Origin of the sequence: Halomonas sp. Y3 (assembly GCF_024137965.1) — a bacterium.
Lineage (GTDB): Bacteria > Pseudomonadota > Gammaproteobacteria > Pseudomonadales > Halomonadaceae > Halomonas > Halomonas mongoliensis.
On sequence record NZ_CP099975.1, the window covers coordinates 1,739,765 to 1,757,859 of the forward strand.

Genomic DNA, 18,095 nt, shown 5'->3' on the forward strand with positions numbered 1-18,095 from the left:
CGGGCTCCTACTGGGTGGGGGCGTGCCTGCCGCTGATCGCCGATAAATCGAGCTCCTGCGGGTGGCAACTCGGGTGTGCCGTCGGCGGCACTATCGCTTCGGTGCTACCATGCCCGCTTTGTTCGTGTGAGAGCGTGCATGTCCTCTTCTTCACCTGCGGCGGCGCCGGGACGTCCCATGCGGCGGGAGCTGCTGGAGGGGCCCATCGCGGCGACCCTGCTGCGCAAGACCCTCCCCGTCATCGGCGGCATGATCGCCATGATGAGCTTCAATCTTGTGGATACCTGGTTCATCGCCCGCCTCGGCACCGAGCCGCTGGCGGCGGTGTCCTTTACCTTCCCGGTGGTGTTCACCGTGATCAGCCTGGCCATCGGCCTGGGGATCGGCACCTCGGCGGTGGTGGCCCGGCGGCTGGGGCGGGGGGAGTTCGAGACGGTGCGCCGCCGCGCCACCGATGCGGCCCTGCTCGCCCTGGCGGTGGGCCTCTTGATGACGCTGCTGGGGCTGGCCACCCTGGAGCCGCTCTTCCGCCTGCTCGGCGCCGACGATGCCCTGATGCCGCACATCCGCGACTACATGGGCATCTGGTACCTGGGCGCGGCGGCGGTGATCGTGCCCCGGGTGCTCAACAGCGTGCTGCGCGCCCACGGCAACACCGTCACCCAGGGGCTGATGATGGCCCTGGCCGCCGGCGTCAACGTGCTGCTCGACTGGTGGCTGATCTTCGGCGTGGGGCCCTTTCCGGCCATGGGAGTCTCCGGGGCGGCGCTGGCCACCGTGCTGAGCTGGGGCCTGATGGCGGTGGCGCTCGGCTTCCAGAAGGAGCTGCGCGGCCTGATCGACCTCGCCGGCCTGACCCGGGCGGGGCTGCTCGACTCCTGGAAGGAGCTCGGCCGCATCGCCGGCCCGGCGGCGCTCACCAGCGTCTTCACGCCCATCGCCATGGGCCTGCTGACCCGCATCATCGCCGGCTACGGCCACGACGCCGTGGCCGGCTTCGGCGTCGGCACCCGCATCGAGGCGGTGGCCCAGATCGCCGTGCTCGGCCTCTCCATGACCCTCTCGCCGCTGGTCAGCCAGAACGCCGGGGCCGGCCAGTTCGACCGGGTGCGCCGGGCGATCCTCGGCTGCTTCGCCTTCGTGCTGGCCTGGCAGCTGCTGGTGTGGCTGCTGCTCCAGGGGCTGGCCCCGGGGATCGTCTCCGGGTACGCCGAGCGCCAGGCGGTGGGGGAGGTGCTGCGCACCTTCCTCTGGCTGGTGCCCCTCGGCCTCGGCGCCCAGGGGGTGGTGATCCTGGCGGTGTCGTCGTGCAACGCCCTGCACCGTCCCGCCCGTGCCATGCGCCTCTCGGTAACGCGCCTCTTCCTGCTGCTGGTGCCCCTGGCCTGGCTGGGCGGCCGGCTGGCCGGCACCACAGGCGTCTTCGCTGGCATGCTCGCCGCCAACGGCCTGATGGCCATCGTCGCCTGGTGGCAGATCCGCCGGCTGCTGCGCCAGGTCTCGACGCCCGGTGAGGCAGCGGAGTCAAGCGCCACCAAGGGCTAGTCGGGCGCGACTGTTTCAAACGTTCATTTCGCGTTAACATCAACGTTGAATTCAACGAGGGGGACGCCATGGGCGCCATCGCTTCGCCCTGTGTGGGGCTCTGCTCCACCACCCTGGGCGACCGCACCTGCCGCGGCTGCCAGCGGGCCGATACCGAGATCCGCGACTGGTTCGGCCTCGGCGACGACCAGCGCCGCGCCCGCATGGCCGAGCTCGACGCCCTGCGCGAGGCCGTGGCCGGCCGCTACCTGCGCCTGGTCGATGCCGCCGCCCTCCAGGCCCAGCTCGAGCGCCACCGCATCCGCTTTCGGCCCGACCAGCCCGGGCTGTCCCGGGCGGTGGAGCTCTTGCGGGTCGGCCGCGAGCAGATCCGCGAGCTCGCCCGCTACGGCCTCGCGCCGACGGGGGAGGGCGAGGGGCTCGCCCTGCCCGAGCTCCATGCGCGCCTGGCCGCCGAACTGCGCGCCGCCGCCGACGCCCGCGGCCTGGCCCTGGCCGCCCATGACGCCTCCCCGAGTCCATCCGCTTCCTCAGCCGAGACCCCTTCATGTCCGTGACGCTTCCCGAGCCCGTCAACGACAGCGCCGACGACCTGCTGTCTGCCGAGCTGCTCGCCTTCCTGCGCTGCCGCACCCCCGACGCCTGGGTCGCCTGGGCGCTCGACAACCCCGAGCTCCTGCTGATCGACCACGCCCAGTGCGAGAAGAAGGCCGCCTCCACGGCCATGAGCCTGCTCTACCGCTACGTGGACCAGCCGCTGCTGCTCACCAAGATGAGCCAGCTGGCCCGGGAGGAGCTCCTGCACTTCGAGCAGGTGGTCAAGCTGATGGAGAGCCGCGGCATTCCCTACCGCCATATCAGCGCCTCCCGCTACGCCGAGGGGCTGCGGCGGCACGTGCGCCCGGAGGAGCCCGAGCGGCTGGTGGATATCCTGATCATCGGCGCGCTGATCGAGGCGCGCAGCTGCGAGCGCTTCGCCCGGCTGATTCCCCACCTGGACCCCGAACTTGCCAAGTTCTATCGCACTCTGGTTAAGTCGGAAGGGCGCCACTACGAGGACTACCTGATGCTGGCCCAGCACCTGGCCGCTTCACCCATCGAGTCCCGAATCGAGTTCTTCGCCGATCGCGAAGCCGAACTGGTGCTGACGCCCGACACGGCGTTCCGTTTTCACAGCGGCGTACCGGCCTGAGGCCGCCGCCAGAGACAGGCAGGACGACATGATGCGGGATGCTTCCGACGCCACCGATACCCCACAAACGGATCGGCTGGCTCTCTTCGGCCACTTCTCGCTGACGCTGGGTGAGGACGCGCTGACCCAGTTCAGCTACGACAAGGTCAAGGCGCTGCTGGTCTATCTGCTGCTGCATCACCAGCCGGTGAGCCGCGCCAGCCTGGCCGAGCTGCTGTGGCCCGACCAGGGGCTCTCCTCCGGGCGCACCAACCTGCGCCACGCCCTGCACTGCCTGCGCCAGTCCCTGGGCGAGCACGCCGACGAGGTGCTGGTCGTCTCCCGCCAGACCATCGCCTTCCGCCTGCCGGCCGGCTGGCAGTTCGACCTCCACGAGGTGCAGCGCCTGCTCGACGGCGAGCGCGACCTGCCCACCCTGGCCCGCCTGCTCGAGCACTACCGGGGCGACCTGGTCGAGGAGCTCCAGCTCAACAGCTGCGGCGACTTCCAGCGCTGGCTGGTGCAGGTGCGCAACGACTGGCGCCAGCGGGTGATCCGCTTCGCCGAGGCGGTGCTCGAGCAGCACGACAGCGCCCCCGACCGCCTGCTGGTGGACCTGGTCAACCGCTTCTCCGGCTACGGCCCCTTCCACGAGCGGCTGGTGCGCCAGCTCGCCGAGCAGGGCCAGCTGGCCGCCGCCCACGAGCAGTACAACGCCTACCTGCAGCTGCTGGCGCTCTCCGGCCAGCAGCCCGAGCCCGCCTTCCTACAGCTGGCCCGTCACTGGTCCGACACCCACGCCGATGCCGCCGCCGCCGGGGGCGTGGGCTTCGCCCGCACCCTGGCGCCGGACAGCGCGCCCCTGCGGGAGGAGGAGATCGAGCAGCGCCAGCTCTCGGTGATGGCCATTCGCCTGCGCCTTAAGGGGGATCTCTCCAGCCGCCCGGCCAGCCGCGACTGCCTGATGCTGCAGTGCGAGCTGCTGCGCTGGCTGGAGGAGCAGTGCCACCACCTGGGCGGCTTCTGGCTGCCCGGCGCCACCGGCGGCCTGGGCCTGGCCTGCTTCGGCACCCACGGCCCCGCCCACCAGCTGGCCGAGCTGGTGGCGCTCTTCGAGCACTGCCGGCGCATGCTCCCCGAGGAGTGCGAGCGCCACTGGGGCGGGGAGGGCGAGCCGCCCCGGGTGGAGCTCTCCGCCGGCCTCAACAGCGGCCGGGTGGTCTACCTGCCGGAGCGCGGCCTGGTCGACCCCCTGGGCCAGGTGACCCAGGGGTCGCTTGAGCTGATGGCCGCCGCCGAGGGCAGCGAGCTCGTCATCTCCCAGGAGGCGAGCCAGCATATGCCGCCGGCCCTGGACCTGCAGCCGAGGCTCAGCTCCCGCCTGGTGGCCAGCGACGGCCGGGTGCGCCTGCGCGCCCTCGTCCTGGGGGCGAATGAAGGCGGCCGCGAGGCGCTGCCGCCGAGCCTGGTGGGGCGCGAGACGGCGCTGCGCACCCTGCGCGACGCCCTGGCCCGGGCCGGCATCGGCCTGCGCCAGAGCGTGCTGGTGCGCGGCCCCTCCGGCATGGGCAAGTCGGCGCTGATGGTCGGCTTTCGCCAGCTGGAACAGAGCCGCGACGCCGCCATCTGCTGGCAGCCCAATACGCGGCTCTCGGTGCAGGAGCCCCACGGCGTGGCCCGCCAGCTGGTGCGCTGGCGCCTGAACGAACGCATCACCCCCGAGGCTCTGGCGCGCCTGGGCGACGCCCTGGGGCTGCCGGCGCTCGACGAGCCTCGCCGGGAGCTTCTCGAAGAGGCCCTGGGCGCCCGGGAGCCCCGCGAGGTGGCCCTGCTCACCCAGAGTGGCGAGGCGGTGGAGCTGGTGGTGGGGCTGCTGCAGCGCCTGATCACGGCCTTTGCCGCCGAGCGCACCCTGGTGCTGATGATCGACGACCTGCAGTGGCTCGACGAGCCCAGCTTCAAGGTGCTCGCCGGGCTCCAGGCGCGCCTGCCGATCAACTGCGCCTTCATGCTGGTGGCCAGCCACCACGGCCGCGAGGCGCTGCCGGCGCGGCTCCACTGGGACCAGCAGATCACCCTGGGCAAGCTCGACCCCATGCACTCCTCCCGGCTGCTCTCCCAGCTCGCCCGGCGCTACCGCATCCACCTGAGCCCGCGGCTGCGCGGTCAGATCATCGAGCGCTGCGACGGCGTGCCCCTCTACCTGCAGGAGATCTGCCGCCGGGTCGACATGGACCGCCGCGAGGGGCGCAGCGTGCAGCTCGACGAGCTCCCCCACGGCCTGCTGGGCCTGCTGGCCAGCCGCATCGACCAGCTCGACGCCGACCGCGAAGTGGCCCACGTGGCGGCGGTGCTGGGCCGCCGCTTTCGCTTCGACTTCCTGGCCGAGTGCAGCGGCTGGGAGAAGCCGCGCCTCAGCCAGGCGCTGGAGCAGATGCGCCGCCTGGAGATCATCGAGCCGGTAGAGGGCGACGAGGACGGCCGCGAGTACCAGTTCACCCATCAGCTGCTGCAGGAGGCCGCCTACCTCTCCTGCCCCCGTGACGTGCGCACCGCCATCCACCGCCAGGTGGTCGAGCTGATCGAGGAGCGCTTCCCCATGTGGATCAGCCGCCACCCGGGGGACTTCGCCACCCACCTGCGGCGCAGCGGCCACTACGCCCGGGGCGCGCGCTACTACGAGCTGGCCGCCCGGGAGGCGCTCAAGGTGAGCGCCAACCGCACCGCCCTGAAGATGGCCGACCTCGGCCTCGCCAGCCTGCGCCAGGTGGAGGACCAGGCCGAGCGGGAGATCAGCCTGCTCACCGTGCGCGGCCAGGCCGCCTTCGCCCTGGAGGGCCACGGCTCGCCCACCGCCCACGAGAGCTTCGTGCGCGCCCGGGAGCTGCTTCAGGGCCTGGGGGAGGGCATGGATGAGGAGGGCGGCGACGCCGAGGACCTCGAGCAGGCCTTCCTGGTCAAGTGGGGCCTCTGGGTGGGCTGCAGCCAGCGCCATGCCCACGCCGACGCCTTCCACCTCGCCTCCAGGCTCGCCGGCCTCGGCGAGCGCATGGAGGACCCCCGCTACCGCCGCCTGGCCGAGTACGCCCGGGCCAGCTGCGAGTACTGGGCCGGGCGCATCCAGCGCGCCTACGACCATCTGGAGGAGATCAACCCCCTCGAATCGCCGATGATGATCGAGTGGCTCCCCTTCTCCGACCACCCCCAGGTGGCCGCCGCCTGCTTCCAGGGCTGGGCGCTCTGCCTGCGCGGCGACTACCGCCGCGCCGAGACCCAGGTGGAGTCCGCCATCCGCCTCGCCGAGAAGATCGGCCACCCCGGCAGCCTGGCCATGGCGCTGATGTACGCCGCGGCCCTCTACCGCCAGCTCGGCCATGTGCACCTGGCCGCCGCCCGTGCCGAACGCGCCTTCGAGCTCACCGGCACCCAGGACCTGCACCTCTGGCAGATGTCCGCACGGGGGGTGCTGGGCTGGCAGCGCGCCCTGGCCGGCGACCGCGAGGGCCTCGCCCTGGTGGAGCAGGCTCAGGAGGAGCTGATCGAGCTCACCGGCCGCGACCCCCACAGCCGCCCCTCGCTCTGGTACGTGGACGCCTGCGTCGCCCTGGGCGAGCACGGCCGCGCCGAGGAGTACCTGGACCAGGCGCTGATCCTCGCCCGGGAGAAGACCACGCTCTTCGTACCCGAGCTCGCCGTGCAGCTCGCCCGGGTGCGCCAGCGCCTCGGCCACCCCAGGGAGGAGCTTATTGCCCTGGCCGAGCTCGCCCTGGCCCAGGCCCGGGAGGATGGCAACCTGCACCTGCAGATCGGCGCCCTGGAGCTCTGGCTCACCGTCATCGACCCCGCCGACGAGCGCGTTCGCCAGGAGTTCCGCCGCCAGCTCGCCGAGGTCAGCCACTCCGACGCCCCGGTCATCGCCCGCTGGCGCAGCCTGCTCGACCGCGCCCTCCCGCACCCCGCCAACGCCGACGCCCTCTAGGGCGCCGGCGATGGGGCCGTGGGTAGCGGCCTATCTAACGGCGCCAGACCTGCGCTAAAATATTGGCGGCCTGACTGCCACGGCCGCGTCTTGTCATGACTCCTCCCAACGGCGTAACGCAATGACCAACCCGTTCTGCGCTAGCAGCGCCGACCGCTTCCATCGCGTCATTCTCTTTCTGGTGCTGGCCTTGCTGGTCACGACACCGTTGCGCGTGCATGCCCTGATTGCCATCCTGTTGCTTTATTCGCTGGCCTACCTGGTTGTCCACCCCGCCGCGTTGTGGCTGGACAGGGTGGACGCCGTGATCCTCGCTTTGCTGTCACTCTACGCCTTGAGCCACCTGCCGGTTTTTTGGCTTGATGGCTATGCCTGGCGCTATCTGAGCCCAGGGTTGCATATGCTGGCCCTGTTCCCGCTCTACCTGATGGCCCGACATGTCCTTGCCGAGAGCGGCCGAACGGTGGCTGCTTACCGTCAGACCATGGAGTTGGGTGTGTGCCTGGGCGGCCTCGGGGCGGCGGCACTGGCTATCTACCAGACGCTGATTCTCGGCCACTACAAGGCAGATGGCTTCCTGTTCCATATCAACTTTGGCTACCTGGTGGCTTCGCTGCTGCTGCTGGGCATCGCACTGCTGCAGGGCGCGCGCTGGCCCGCTCTAGTGGTCGCGGGTCTGCTGGGGGCCTTCCTGGCGACACTGCTTAGCATCTCTCGGGGGGCGCTGTTCCCCTTGCCCCTGGTGCTCGGTCTGGTGTGGTTGATCAACCTGCGCCGCTGGGGAGGGCGTCGTGCCCTGTTGGTCCTGAGCCTAGCCTTGCTCCTGGCCGGCGTCAGCTACCTGGCCGTGCCCCTCGTTCAAGACCGCCTGCTCTACACGCTGCAGGAGTTCAGCCACATTGCCGCCGGTAACCTGGCCGGGTCCGAGTCCAGCGGCGGCCGGGTGCAGCTATGGATCGCCGCCGTCGAGGCCTTTCAGGCGCGTCCCTTGATCGGTCTTACCTATGCCGAGCGCGAGCTGCTCAATGCTCAGCTGGTCGAGGCGGGCCGCCTCACCGAGTGGGTCAACGGCATTTCTCGCGGTCACGCTCATAGCCAGTATTTTGAGACCCTGGCGACCGGCGGGGTGATCGGCGGGGTGGCAATGCTGTTCTACCTGGTGCTTCCTGCCGGCTACTTCGCGCTTGCCTACTTCAGGCATCGCGATAGCGTCTTTGCTCTAGCGGGCTTTGTATTCAGTACGGGCTTCGTGCTGTTCTGCCTGTCCGAGGTGGCACTGCAGCACGAGATGATCGGCACCTACTATGCCTATCTGCTACTGCTGCTGTTCCTGCTTCACCGGCGCAGTCTGGCCGAGCTGGCACCGGCGCCTCCTCATGCGGTGGCAGGCAGCCAGGAGGTGCGACGTTGAGATGGGTCAGGGTCGATCTCGATGGTACCTCGCATCGCTATCTGCTGTTTCAGCGTCGCCCAGGCGTGCGCCCCTATCGGTTGATCAAGGATGCTCGCTCCCGGCGCCTTGAAAGCGTTGCCAGTAGCGAATTCTACTTTGACCGTGATACCGGCGCCATTGCCAAGCTCAAGGGCGATAAGCACGCCCGCTCCGGGCGATTTTTCCGCTGGCTGTTTCGTGATTATCTGGATAAGCGTCTGTTCTTCCAGTTCGAAGCGCGCAAGGAGATTCGCAGCAAGCAGATTGTTCAGGCGGCCGGGCTGAGCACTCCCGAGTGTGTGGCATGGGGAGTATCATTTAACCCGCGTAACGCCCTGGGCTCGCTGTTGCTGATGGACCATGTCGAGGGTGCCGTGACTGGGGCTCACTACTTCAGCTGCTTGCCTGAGGCCGACCGCCCAGCCTTTCTCATGCGGCTGTGCGACGACCTGATGCGCTTGGCCAGAACGGGCTATGTGCACCGAGACCTGCACATGAATAACTTCCTGTGCCGACCCTGTGGCACCATCATTTGGGTAGATACGCACGTTCGCCCTCTGCCAGTAGGCAGGCGTGCCAAGTGGCACGCCCTGTGTCGTTCGGTCAATCATCGTGGCCTGCTGAACGAGACGTATCGAGAGTGGATGCTTCAGGAGATGAAGAGGCAATGGATGATAGGCTAAGAAGAGGCTGCGGTGGGCGCTGGTCAGTCGTTGCGGTCCGCTGGGCTCATCCATGGGGCCAAGCCGTTTGGTAAGTCATGAGGTAGAGGCTGGCCGGGCGACGAATCGGAAAGTTGGGCTTTGATTCATGCGAAGGAGGTGATAAGGGTGCCGAAAGCGATAGTAAAGTCCAAGGATGTAGTCGTGCTGATGACTGGCCGACTCATCAAGCTGGCTGCCAATATCATGAAGGTGTCGAGTTATGGCTTCCATTTTCTGTTTCCGAAAAAGCGCTTTACGCTTCCTAAGCGCGCAGCGCCCTGGTGGAAATGCCAGCCGTCTGAGGGAGGCATCCCGAAAATCATCTGGCAGACCAACTTCACTGATAGGGTGACCCTGCCCGTCTATCTGAACTATCTGTTCAATCGGCTGATGGCGCCTACCTTTGAATATCGCTTCATGATCACCGAGGCGCGTGGAGAGTTCATCAAGGCGAACTACCCTGACGATGTCTACCAGAACTATTCAAGATTACAGATTGGTGCCGCTCAGGCCGATGTATGGCGAGTGTTGGTGCTTCTCAAGCATGGGGGTGTCTACATGGACATTGATGCCCATGCGGTATGGCCCCTCGCAAGCATTCTGAAAGGGGGAAGTGAAGAGCTTTTCGTGACGACACGGAAGGGAGAGCTGAGCAACTACTTTATTGCCAGCGTGCCTGGCAATCCCCACCTCAAGCGGGTCGCCGAACGGATCAATGAGAATATAGCCGAACGTCGCTACCCTGGCGTCTTCCAGTTGACCGGCCCAGGTGTCTTCAATGAGGTGCTTTCACTGGATGAGGTAGATACGGTTTCGTATCGCCACGCCTGCAACCAGGGAAGTTTCACCAATCGCCACTTCCAGTACATCGACAAGAAGGAAGGGAAGTGGCATGAGCAGCAGTACAAGGTGGACCTGATTCGCGAAGATTAACGTTCCGAGGTCGCCTTAATCAGGTTCAGGTACTCTGCGCGTGTCTTGGTCTTGTGGGCCTGTAGTCCAAGGCTCCTGTTTTCGATGTCCTGCATGGCGCCCTGTATACTTTCACGAAGTCGGGAGTAGGGGGTGCCGACATCAATCATCTCCGATTTGAAGCCCTTGACAGTCGCGGCTCTAGGATCGTGAGAGATCATGATGCCGGGGATGCCCATGGAGGCCGAGATCCCGATGCCGTGGACGCGATAACCGATGACTAGATCATAGCGGCCGTAGATGTCGAGATAGTCCTTGGCATCGTAGGAGTATCGTAGTATCTGGCCGGGGAAGTCGCGGCGGAACGGAGAGAGTTCATCAATGTAGTGGGAGACGAACTCGATTTCGACTTCGTTGCCGAATTCATCGAGGACCTGTCGGTACATCTTCATCATGTAGCGATAGGTTTCAGAAGAGACATTGTTGGATGCTACAGCGCTGTCGGTTCCATACATCAGGCCAATGCGCTTGACACTCTTGACCGTGCGTTCATCGCGGCTCGACAGTAGTGCTGGGCATGGCAGCTGGTGGGTCTCGAGTGGCTGCAGTCCATTCTGTGTGGTGCTATCGCGTGTGGTAATCAGGCGCGCACGCTTGAAGACATCCTGTTCTGCGGATGTGAAGTGCGTGTCGTCGAAGGAGAAGGGCCCGCTGGTGCCAATGCCAAGAAACATTGTGGGAATGTCAAACTTCAGAATGGATTCATAAAGCTTGACCATGCGTCTACCTCTCCACTCGGGCGATCCGGCGAAGACCACCAGGTCGGCATAGTCGAGAGGGGGACGCTCCTTGACCGAGTTGTCCAGAAACTTCTCAACGAAATCCTTGCCCGCTAACTTGTCTATCCCCTTTATGATGTCGTACTTGCGTGCGCGGCGTGTCTGGGGGTTGCGATTATAAATGATCGGGTTGAAATCGCCGAAATGCTCATGCAAAAGATTGATGCAGCCCATCAAGATGAACTCATCGCCCGGGTTCCATTGGCGAGTGGTGGAGAACACGATGTTCATGCAGGGGCTCCTTGGGGCGACTGGGCTGTGCTGCTGCTCGCAAGGGTATGTTACCCTTGCCTTTTCAGAAATGGCTAGCCTAACGAATTGATGGCGCCAGTACCAGCGCCAAAGCAAGCGTAGAAGGGTGGACTCGACGATGAGAAAATGGATCAATCGCTTGCGGGCGGGCCGCGATAGCTTGCGAATAGCCGTGAGTCGTCGCCGTCATGATCGACCCAAGCCATCGGTGGATCATGTCGACAAGCTGAAGAGGGTGGTATTCATCCGCTGGGACGCGAAGTGGGGCGACTCGGTGGTGTTCTCCTTCGTTCCCAGAGCGCTGAAGGCATACGACCCGGAGATCTCGGTGGAGGTGGTGACGACGCCGGAGATGGCGCCCCTGTTTCGCGACACCTTCGCGGTGGATGTAGTCCATGAGACGGTGCGCAAGCCGGGCAAGGACGCCATGCGTTCTCTGGCTGAGCGAATCGGTGATGTAGACCTGGTGGTGTTCTTTAGCCACCTGATCAAGCACCGCGACATTTTCCTGCTCAGCCAGCTCAAGGCTCGGCATATTGCCAGCCTGGATGACAGCGTGGGGCTGGTGGACCTGAAGCTGGGCGAGGCCACCCGCGGACGGCATATGGTAGACAAGTACCTGATGCTGCTCGACAAGTGCGGCATTACCGGGGTGAGCACCGAGTATGTGGTACCGCGCAGCAATGAGTCCGAAGCTCGTGTCGAACAGTGGCGCGAGGGTCGCCCCCCCATGGTCACCTTCAACGCCTACAGCAAGGGCAGGGCAAGAAGTCTGACGCCTGAGACCTCGGAGCGGCTGATAGGGCTTGTGCTGGAGCGCTTACCCGAGCATGAGGTGTGCGTGATGTCGGCGCCTGGCAAGCAGGCCGAGGTGGAGGGGCTGTGCTCCCGGTTCGAGAGTGGCCGCGTTGTCTGCCTGCCCGAGACCCGTACCATTCACGACAATATCGCCCTCATTGCGCATTCGGATGCGCTGGTATCCGGAATCACCGCCACCGTGCACATGGCTGACGGGCTGGGCGTGCCGTCTTTCGTACTGTTCCCCTACGATCCCGATGATCGCGACGACTGGCATAGCCGCCACCCTGCCTCGGTCAACCTGTTGTCTCTGCCGGGCGATCCTCAGGATGTGAATCGGCTGGACTGGAGTACCGTCGAACGTGAGCTCGACGCCTTCAAGTGGAAGCTCCCTTGCTGAGCAAGCAGCACCGCCATTCGTCGAACCGCCCGCGGAGCGTGGCTACCATCAGTAGTGCCCATGGTGCTGGGAATCAGCTTGCTCTGGCCCCGGTACTTGTCGGCGTAGCCCTTGTCCTTGACCTGCTGTAATGCGCGGCCTTCGGGGAGCTGCTCCACCACCTTGAACTCGAACAGGTAGAGGTGGCCGGCAGAATCGACGGTCATGTCGACCTTGCCATGGTGACTGGCGTCATCAAGGATAGCAAAGTCACCTCAGCCGCTTCTTGATGCTGTCCATCCAGCCAAGGGCACCCGGGGTGGCCTGGAAGAGGTCGCGCATCTCCTGGCGGTAATACCACGCCTGATCGGGGCCGCCGATGGTCATGCGCTGGGGGTCGAGCTTCGGCGGCTTGCGTTTGCTGGCGATCAGGTAGTTGAGCACCTTGGGTAGCGCCCGATAGGCCTGGGAGAGGGCCTTTTCGGCGTCATGCAGGCGGTTGAGTCGCACCAGGGCCAGCACCCGGCCATAGCGGGTCTCGGCCAGGGCGTCGTCCGGAAACCGCTCGCAGATGGCCAGCGCCGCTTCATCCTGCCCATCGCGCAGCAGGGCGTTGACCAGTGGGGCGCGCGCGCCCAGGTTGTCATTCGGGCAGAGGGCCAACAGCTGCGAGAGTACGCGAATGGCGTCGCCCTGGCCCTCCTGCTCCAAGGCGTGCTGCATCATCAGCCTGAGCAGGGGGCGATGTTCCAGCCAGGCCCAGGGCAGCTGGCCTCCCTCGGGCAGTGCGTCCAGAACATGGGCAATCACGCGCTCCTGCTGCCGCTGCAGCGCCTTGTTGAACTGCTCGTGAGCGGTGCTGAAGGCAGCGCCGGCAAAGGCGTCGAGCTGCTGCAGGAAGTCGGGGCTCTGCAGCAGCGCCGGCTGCTGGCGGATCAGCTCGGGATCCAGCGGATCTTGACCCTCGCCGGCCTGGTAGAGGGCCGCCTGGGCCCGCTCGACCTCGGCTGGCAGCATCAGCACCCACTGGGTTCCAGCGCCATCGGGGCAGGGCGGGCCCGGCTCGAAAGTGACCGGGTAGAGCGGCTGGCGGAGTGCGCTCTTCAGCAGGCCGGCAATCGGCCTCAGTAGCTCATCCGGCGCGCCGAACAGGGCCATCAGGCTGTCGTCTTCCGGGGCGTCGTCGGCGAACGCTTCGGGGTCATCCTCGTCATCCGGGATGTCGTCCGGCAGGGTGGCCAGGCTGGCCTGCTCTTCGAAGAAGGCGATGGCATCCTCGAGCCCCAGCTCACGTGCAACTGGCAGCCACTCCTGGGCGGTACGCTGGGCCTCGGCATCGGCGCCGATATCGCGCAGGCAGACCACCTTGAAGAGGCCGTTGGACAGGTTGTCAGGGTCCAGCGTCTCGGCCTGGTGGAGCAACGCCATGGCTTCGGCGGGGCGGCCATCCAGCAGCGCCTGGCCCGTCAGCCAGTGGAGCGCCTCGGCGGCGGCCGGCGGCTTCAGGCTTGGGAGCAGGTCGCTCAGCGCCTTCTCGCCGGCCGAGTGGTGGCCGAGGGCGTTATAGGCGTCGCCAAGTAGATGGACGGCCTGGGCCTGCAGGTCGGTATCCAGACCGCCCTGCTTGAGCAGCTTCAGCAGCTGGGTGCGCGCCTTGCCGGGGTGGTTGGCCTCCAGTTCCAGCTCGGCGAGCACCAGCCGCAGCCTGGGCGGTGCCTTGGCGGCGGCTTCCTTGCGCTGCTTGGCGGTGAAGAGTGTCGCGGCGATCCGCAGCACCGGCAGCTCGTCGTCGAGGCCCAGGGGGAGTTCCTGCTGCAGCGGCTGGCAGCAGCGCTTGAACTTCTTGCCCGAGCCGCAGGGGCAAGGATCGTTGCGTTTCGGCGCGGGAAGCGGATCTGGCCGGAAGCCCCGCGAGGGCAGCGGGGCGTTGTCCCAGAGAGTACGGGCAATGGGCCAGAAGGGCATCTGCGGATCGAACCATTCGGTGACTCCGCTGCGTCGGGTGATCTCATCGAGCGCTGCGAAGTAGGCGTCGGCACTCTCATGCTGGAGGATGTGCCGTAAAGACGCCTCCAGGAAGGCGTTGATGCTGATTTCGAGCTCTGCAGGAATCTCGGGAAGATCGGCGTCAACCATCGGTACCTTTTCTCTACTGTCGAGTTCGTGATCGAAGGTCATGAATCCGCTACGCTCAGGCGTTAACCACCTCGGCCCAGAGGTCATACTCGTCGGCGTTGGTCACCCGCGCCCGCACCACCTGGCCTGGGCTGAGCTCAAGGTCGGTCTCGAGGAACACCATGCCGTCGATCTCCGGAGCGTCGGCGTGGCTGCGGCCGATGGGGCCTTCGTCGGTGATCTCGTCGACCAGCACCTCGATCTCCCGGCCGATCTTGGCCTGGAGGCGGGCGGCGGAGATCTGCTGCTGGTGGGCCATGAAGCGCTCCCAGCGCTCCTGCTTGATGTCGTCCGGCACCGGCTCGAGATCCATGTCGTTGGCCGGGGCGCCGTCCACCGGGGAGTACTGGAAGCAGCCGACGCGGTCGAGCTGGGCCTCGGTGAGCCAGTCGAGCAGGTACTGGAAGTCCTCCTCGGTCTCGCCGGGGAAGCCGACGATAAAGGTGGAGCGGATGGTGAGCTCCGGGCAGATCTCCCGCCAGCGCTTGATGCGCTCAAGCGTCCTGTCCTCGAAGGCGGGGCGCTTCATCGCCTTGAGCACCCTGGGGCTCGCGTGCTGGAAGGGGATGTCCAGGTAGGGCAAGAGCTTGCCCTCGGCCATCAGCGGGATCAGCTCGTCCACGTGGGGGTAGGGGTAGACGTAGTGCAGCCGCACCCAGATTCCGAGCTCGGCGAGCGCCTCGCACAGCTCGGTCATGCGGGTCTTGACCGGGCGGCCGTTCCAGAAGCCGGTGCGGTACTTGAGGTCGACCCCGTAGGCGCTGGTGTCCTGGGAGATCACCAGCAGCTCCTTGACGCCGGCGCGCTTCAGGCCCTCGGCCTCGCTCAGCACCTCGCCCACCGGGCGGCTGACCAGCTTGCCGCGCATTGAGGGGATGATGCAGAAGCTGCAGCTGTGGTTGCAGCCCTCGGAGATCTTCAGGTAGGCGTAGTGGCGCGGGGTGAGCTTGACGCCCTGGGGCGGCACCAGGTCGATGCGCGGGTCGTGGTCCCGGCGGGGCGGCACCACCTCGTGGACGGCGCCCACCACCTGCTCATACTGCTGGGGGCCGGTCACCGCCAGCACGCTGGGGTGCACGTCGCGGATGGCGCCTTCTTCGACACCCATGCAGCCGGTGACGATCACCCGGCCGTTCTCGGCGATCGCCTCGCCGATGGCATCGAGGGATTCCGCCTTGGCGCTGTCGATAAAGCCGCAGGTGTTGACCACCACCACGTCGGCGTCGTCATAGCTCGGGGTGATCTCGTAGCCCTCGGTGCGCAGCTGGGTGAGGATCCGTTCGGAATCCACCAGCGCCTTGGGGCAGCCGAGCGAGACGAAACCGACCTTGGGTGTGGACATGCAGAAGACCTTTGCTTGGAAACGCGGGAAGCGCGGATTTTACCGTGTCGGGGGGCGTGGGGCCACAGGAGGGGCCTGTCCTGGCATGGGCTGCCATGGCGAATGGAGGGCGCTGTTGTGCGGTGTGGGGTGTGATATGGCGCCAGAGGCGCTTGCTTGTCCGATTTGCTATGCTGGGCGCAATGCTCTTGGGGTGGCAAGCACTGGGAGGTAAGTGACTATGCAGCTTGAAGAACTCATTGCCAAGGTGAGCCGTCTGCCGGAGTTTCGCCAGCAGGAGGTGATGGACTTCGTTACCTTCCTGGAGCAGCGCTATGGCCAGGCTGATCCCGGAGAGGCGGAACAGCTCGATTGGTCTGAACAGCAGTTCCATGCCATGAGCATCGAGCAGGCCATGCGTGATACCGAGGCCGAGCCCGATCTTTACTCGGAGGATGATCTGAAGGAAAGATGGCAATGAAGCGTGCCGGTCAGATTGCGCTCATGCCATTTCCGTATACGAACCTCCAGAACGCCAAGAAGCGCCCAGTGTTATTGCTTCGGCGCCTCGACAACGATCAGGATGACTGGCTCGTCTGCATGGTGTCTTCTCGCCTGCACCAGGCGGAGTCAGGGCTTGACTGGGTAGTGGGTCCGGAGGACAACGAGTTCTCGGAGTCTGGCCTCAAGGTGGCCAGCGTTTTCAGGCTGTCCCGACTGGCGGTCCTGGATGGGGCGCTGCTGCTTGGTCAACTGGGCTCTGTTACAGATTCTCGCCTCCAGTTTCTCAGACAGCGCTTGGCGACATGGTTGCTGAGCGAGTCCCAATGACCCTCTCAAATGGTAATTGACCCCATGGCCACCATCGAACACAGCGCGATCCTCAAGGCACCGCCGGAGCGGGTCTTCGCCCTGCTGGAGCGGGTCGAGGACTTTGCCGACTACTCCGACCTGATCCACGCCATCGAACCGCTGGGGGAGGACCGCTACCGCTGGCACGTGCGGGCGGTGGGCCGCGATTGGCACTTCGACGTGGCGGTGACCGAGTCGCGTGCACCGGAGGTGCTCTCCTGGGAGTCGCTGGACGGCGTGGAGAACCAGGGCTGCTACCGGCTCACCCCGGTGAAGGAGGGCACCGAGGTGGCGCTGACCCTCACCTATGTGCTGCGCAACAAGCTGGTGGAGAAGGCGGTGAACAAGGCGGCGAGGCCTCTGGTGGGGCGCGTCAGCCGCCAGATCCTCGAGCGGGTGGAGGAGAGGCTATAGCTTTCTCTATAGCGTTTCCTGCCCTGATGCAGAAATTCTATTAGGTTGCTATCTACTTTTTCCGCTGCGGTAGTCCTATCATGACCTTGACGAGGCCGCCGGCCTCTTCCGAGGAATCTGCCATGATCAAGGGGCTTATGTGGTGCTTCGCCATCCTGGGCGTGCAGCTTGGCCTTTTGCGTTACATCGATCTTCGCGTCGCCGCCATGCCGCGGCTGCAGGATTGTCCCGAGGAGCCCGAGCAGGAGCGCCTGTCGGGGTAATGGCGTTGTTATCGCGCAGGATCTGCGCTCCTACAGCCATCACGGGGGTAGGAGCGCGATTTATCGGCGATATGGCGGCCTGATCGCTGATCGTCGAGTCGTCGAAACGGCAGGATCTGCGCTCCTACAGCGATCATGGCTGTAGGAGCCCGATTTATCGGCGATATGGCGGTATTCCCTACCGGTACCGATAGACCCGCAGGCTGGGCAGGAAGGGGTCGTCTTCTAGTTTCTCGTCGCGGCGGCGGGCGCGGGTGCGCTGCTCGGGCGGGGCGAGCGGCGGCAGGTTGTGATCCGGCAGGCGGCCGTCGGTGCTGGGCACGAAGAGCGGCAGGGCGACGTTCATGGCCCGGCGGGTGCGGCCGTCGTCGAGGGGCTCCCGATAGAAGAGGTTGGCGCGCATCAGCGGGGCCTGGCGCTGCACCTGAGCCAGGGGCTCGCCGCTCGGGATGCCGGCCAGCTTGCGCAGCTGGATGCGGACATGGGCGGCGTCCACGTCGAGCTTCATCAACTTCTGCTCGGCCTCCTGCACCGTCAGGCGCTTGATGGAGCGCCCGCTCGCGTACCAGGCCAGGCGCACCCGGGCTACCGGGGCCTCGGCCACCGGAATCGCTCGCCAGCACTGCTTGAGATGCACCCGGGCCAGGCCCTTGCCGCGCAGGTGGTCGTGGAGCGCCGGATGGCGGAAGGGCAGCAGCGCCTTGGCTTCGGGAATCAGCGAGGGCTCCTGCTCCTTGATGCGGGCGAGCAGGGCGGCGAGCTCCGCCTTGGCGGCGTTGGCTTGGGCCACGGCCTCCATCACCTCCGCGCCGGCGGCCACCAGCCCGATATAAGCGCGGGTGGCGCGGCCGTCCTGGCCATCCTGATACCACACGTCCAGCAGGGCATGGCGCAGCCAGTCGGCGGCGCGTTTGGGCGCCACCGGCTCCGGCTCGCCGAAGATCCAGCAGGCGCCGGGGCGCGCTTCATGGGCTGCAGCCAGCGTTTCGCCGGCCTCGATCAGGGCGTCGAAGGCGGCCTCCAGCTCGGCCAGCAGGCGGTATTCGGGGCGGCTCACCG

General features: G+C 66.1%; 17 protein-coding genes. 12 read left to right on the forward strand and 5 right to left on the reverse strand.

Features of this window, described 5'->3' with window-relative positions:
• Window positions 1-177 precede the first annotated feature (177 nt).
• From NHL60_RS08280 to NHL60_RS08310, 7 genes are all read left to right on the forward strand, one after another.
• Window positions 178-1,545, forward strand: coding sequence for an MATE family efflux transporter (locus NHL60_RS08280; protein WP_253451342.1), 1,368 nt, complete (start codon window positions 178-180; stop codon window positions 1,543-1,545).
• A gap of 68 nt (window positions 1,546-1,613) precedes the next feature.
• The gene (locus NHL60_RS08285; protein ID WP_253451345.1) at window positions 1,614-2,102 is read left to right on the forward strand and encodes a DUF1289 domain-containing protein; all 489 of its coding nucleotides are present in this window, start codon (window positions 1,614-1,616) and stop codon (window positions 2,100-2,102) included.
• A complete protein-coding gene (locus tag NHL60_RS08290) occupies window positions 2,093-2,737 on the forward strand; it encodes a tRNA-(ms[2]io[6]A)-hydroxylase (RefSeq protein WP_253451347.1) in 645 nt (214 codons plus the stop codon). The genes NHL60_RS08285 and NHL60_RS08290 overlap by 10 nt, the downstream gene beginning before the upstream one ends.
• 31 nt (window positions 2,738-2,768) lie before the next feature.
• On the forward strand, window positions 2,769-6,695 hold the full coding sequence (locus NHL60_RS08295) for an AAA family ATPase (protein ID WP_253451349.1): 3,927 nt from the start codon (window positions 2,769-2,771) through the stop codon (window positions 6,693-6,695).
• A 121-nt stretch (window positions 6,696-6,816) separates the two neighbouring features.
• Complete coding sequence (locus tag NHL60_RS08300; RefSeq protein WP_253451351.1) at window positions 6,817-8,106, forward strand: O-antigen ligase; 1,290 nt, start codon at window positions 6,817-6,819, stop codon at window positions 8,104-8,106.
• Window positions 8,103-8,810, forward strand: a complete 708-nt coding sequence (locus NHL60_RS08305) for a lipopolysaccharide kinase InaA family protein (protein WP_253451353.1) — start codon at window positions 8,103-8,105, stop codon at window positions 8,808-8,810. Before NHL60_RS08300 ends, NHL60_RS08305 begins: the two co-directional genes overlap by 4 nt.
• A gap of 189 nt (window positions 8,811-8,999) precedes the next feature.
• A complete protein-coding gene (locus NHL60_RS08310; protein WP_253452093.1) occupies window positions 9,000-9,764 on the forward strand; it encodes a glycosyltransferase family 32 protein in 765 nt (254 codons plus the stop codon).
• On the opposite strand, the gene NHL60_RS08315 is transcribed toward NHL60_RS08310, so the two are convergent.
• Window positions 9,761-10,813 carry a polysaccharide pyruvyl transferase family protein gene (locus NHL60_RS08315; protein ID WP_253451355.1) on the reverse strand — a complete coding sequence of 351 codons (1,053 nt, stop codon included), beginning with the start codon at window positions 10,811-10,813 and terminating at the stop codon, window positions 9,761-9,763. The genes NHL60_RS08310 and NHL60_RS08315 overlap by 4 nt on opposite strands.
• Window positions 10,814-10,952: 139 nt before the next feature.
• Between NHL60_RS08315 and NHL60_RS08320 the strand changes: the two genes are divergently transcribed.
• A complete protein-coding gene (locus NHL60_RS08320) occupies window positions 10,953-12,032 on the forward strand; it encodes a glycosyltransferase family 9 protein (RefSeq protein WP_253451357.1) in 1,080 nt (359 codons plus the stop codon).
• Here NHL60_RS08320 and NHL60_RS08325 read toward each other — a convergent pair.
• From NHL60_RS08325 to rimO, 3 genes are read right to left on the reverse strand one after another with little or no spacing between them, the layout of a single operon-like run.
• Window positions 11,957-12,274 (reverse strand): PD-(D/E)XK nuclease domain-containing protein, encoded by a 318-nt coding sequence (locus NHL60_RS08325; protein WP_301271110.1) that lies wholly within the window; start codon window positions 12,272-12,274, stop codon window positions 11,957-11,959. The two genes, NHL60_RS08320 and NHL60_RS08325, sit on opposite strands and share 76 nt — an antisense overlap.
• Before the next feature lie 7 nt (window positions 12,275-12,281).
• Window positions 12,282-14,147 (reverse strand): SEC-C metal-binding domain-containing protein, encoded by a 1,866-nt coding sequence (locus NHL60_RS08330; protein WP_253451361.1) that lies wholly within the window; start codon window positions 14,145-14,147, stop codon window positions 12,282-12,284.
• A gap of 55 nt (window positions 14,148-14,202) precedes the next feature.
• Complete coding sequence (rimO, locus tag NHL60_RS08335; protein ID WP_253451363.1) at window positions 14,203-15,528, reverse strand: 30S ribosomal protein S12 methylthiotransferase RimO; 1,326 nt, start codon at window positions 15,526-15,528, stop codon at window positions 14,203-14,205.
• A gap of 220 nt (window positions 15,529-15,748) precedes the next feature.
• Here rimO and NHL60_RS08340 point away from each other — a divergent pair, with 220 nt between their 5' ends.
• From NHL60_RS08340 to NHL60_RS08355, 4 genes are all read left to right on the forward strand, one after another.
• Window positions 15,749-15,988 carry a DUF2281 domain-containing protein gene (locus NHL60_RS08340; RefSeq protein ID WP_253451365.1) on the forward strand — a complete coding sequence of 80 codons (240 nt, stop codon included), beginning with the start codon at window positions 15,749-15,751 and terminating at the stop codon, window positions 15,986-15,988.
• Window positions 15,985-16,338: a type II toxin-antitoxin system PemK/MazF family toxin gene (locus NHL60_RS08345; RefSeq protein ID WP_253451367.1), complete on the forward strand. Its 354-nt coding sequence runs from the start codon at window positions 15,985-15,987 to the stop codon at window positions 16,336-16,338. The genes NHL60_RS08340 and NHL60_RS08345 overlap by 4 nt, the downstream gene beginning before the upstream one ends.
• Window positions 16,339-16,362: 24 nt before the next feature.
• Entirely contained in the window at window positions 16,363-16,773 is a 411-nt protein-coding gene (locus NHL60_RS08350; protein WP_253451369.1) for an SRPBCC family protein, read from the forward strand.
• A gap of 122 nt (window positions 16,774-16,895) precedes the next feature.
• Complete coding sequence (locus NHL60_RS08355; protein WP_253451371.1) at window positions 16,896-17,036, forward strand: hypothetical protein; 141 nt, start codon at window positions 16,896-16,898, stop codon at window positions 17,034-17,036.
• 178 nt (window positions 17,037-17,214) lie between these two features.
• Here the strand turns inward: NHL60_RS08355 and NHL60_RS08360 are convergent, their stop codons facing one another.
• The gene (locus NHL60_RS08360; protein ID WP_253451373.1) at window positions 17,215-18,093 is read right to left on the reverse strand and encodes a DNA replication terminus site-binding protein; all 879 of its coding nucleotides are present in this window, start codon (window positions 18,091-18,093) and stop codon (window positions 17,215-17,217) included.
• Between the last annotated feature and the right edge of the window lie 2 nt (window positions 18,094-18,095).

What these genes read in the sequence shown, in the direction of transcription:
- NHL60_RS08280 (WP_253451342.1), top strand. Translation starts at nt 178, where the DNA reads ATGCGGCGGGAGCTGCTGGAGGGGCCCATCGCGGCGACCCTGCTGCGC.
- NHL60_RS08285 (WP_253451345.1), top strand. Translation starts at nt 1,614, where the DNA reads ATGGGCGCCATCGCTTCGCCCTGTGTGGGGCTCTGCTCCACCACCCTG.
- NHL60_RS08290 (WP_253451347.1), top strand. Translation starts at nt 2,093, where the DNA reads ATGTCCGTGACGCTTCCCGAGCCCGTCAACGACAGCGCCGACGACCTG.
- NHL60_RS08295 (WP_253451349.1), top strand. Translation starts at nt 2,769, where the DNA reads ATGCGGGATGCTTCCGACGCCACCGATACCCCACAAACGGATCGGCTG.
- NHL60_RS08300 (WP_253451351.1), top strand. Translation starts at nt 6,817, where the DNA reads ATGACCAACCCGTTCTGCGCTAGCAGCGCCGACCGCTTCCATCGCGTC.
- NHL60_RS08310 (WP_253452093.1), top strand. Translation starts at nt 9,000, where the DNA reads ATGACTGGCCGACTCATCAAGCTGGCTGCCAATATCATGAAGGTGTCG.
- NHL60_RS08315 (WP_253451355.1), bottom strand. Translation starts at nt 10,813, where the DNA reads ATGAACATCGTGTTCTCCACCACTCGCCAATGGAACCCGGGCGATGAG.
- NHL60_RS08320 (WP_253451357.1), top strand. Translation starts at nt 10,953, where the DNA reads ATGAGAAAATGGATCAATCGCTTGCGGGCGGGCCGCGATAGCTTGCGA.
- NHL60_RS08330 (WP_253451361.1), bottom strand. Translation starts at nt 14,147, where the DNA reads ATGGTTGACGCCGATCTTCCCGAGATTCCTGCAGAGCTCGAAATCAGC.
- rimO (WP_253451363.1), bottom strand. Translation starts at nt 15,528, where the DNA reads ATGTCCACACCCAAGGTCGGTTTCGTCTCGCTCGGCTGCCCCAAGGCG.
- NHL60_RS08340 (WP_253451365.1), top strand. Translation starts at nt 15,749, where the DNA reads ATGCAGCTTGAAGAACTCATTGCCAAGGTGAGCCGTCTGCCGGAGTTT.
- NHL60_RS08345 (WP_253451367.1), top strand. Translation starts at nt 15,985, where the DNA reads ATGAAGCGTGCCGGTCAGATTGCGCTCATGCCATTTCCGTATACGAAC.
- NHL60_RS08350 (WP_253451369.1), top strand. Translation starts at nt 16,363, where the DNA reads ATGGCCACCATCGAACACAGCGCGATCCTCAAGGCACCGCCGGAGCGG.
- NHL60_RS08355 (WP_253451371.1), top strand. Translation starts at nt 16,896, where the DNA reads ATGATCAAGGGGCTTATGTGGTGCTTCGCCATCCTGGGCGTGCAGCTT.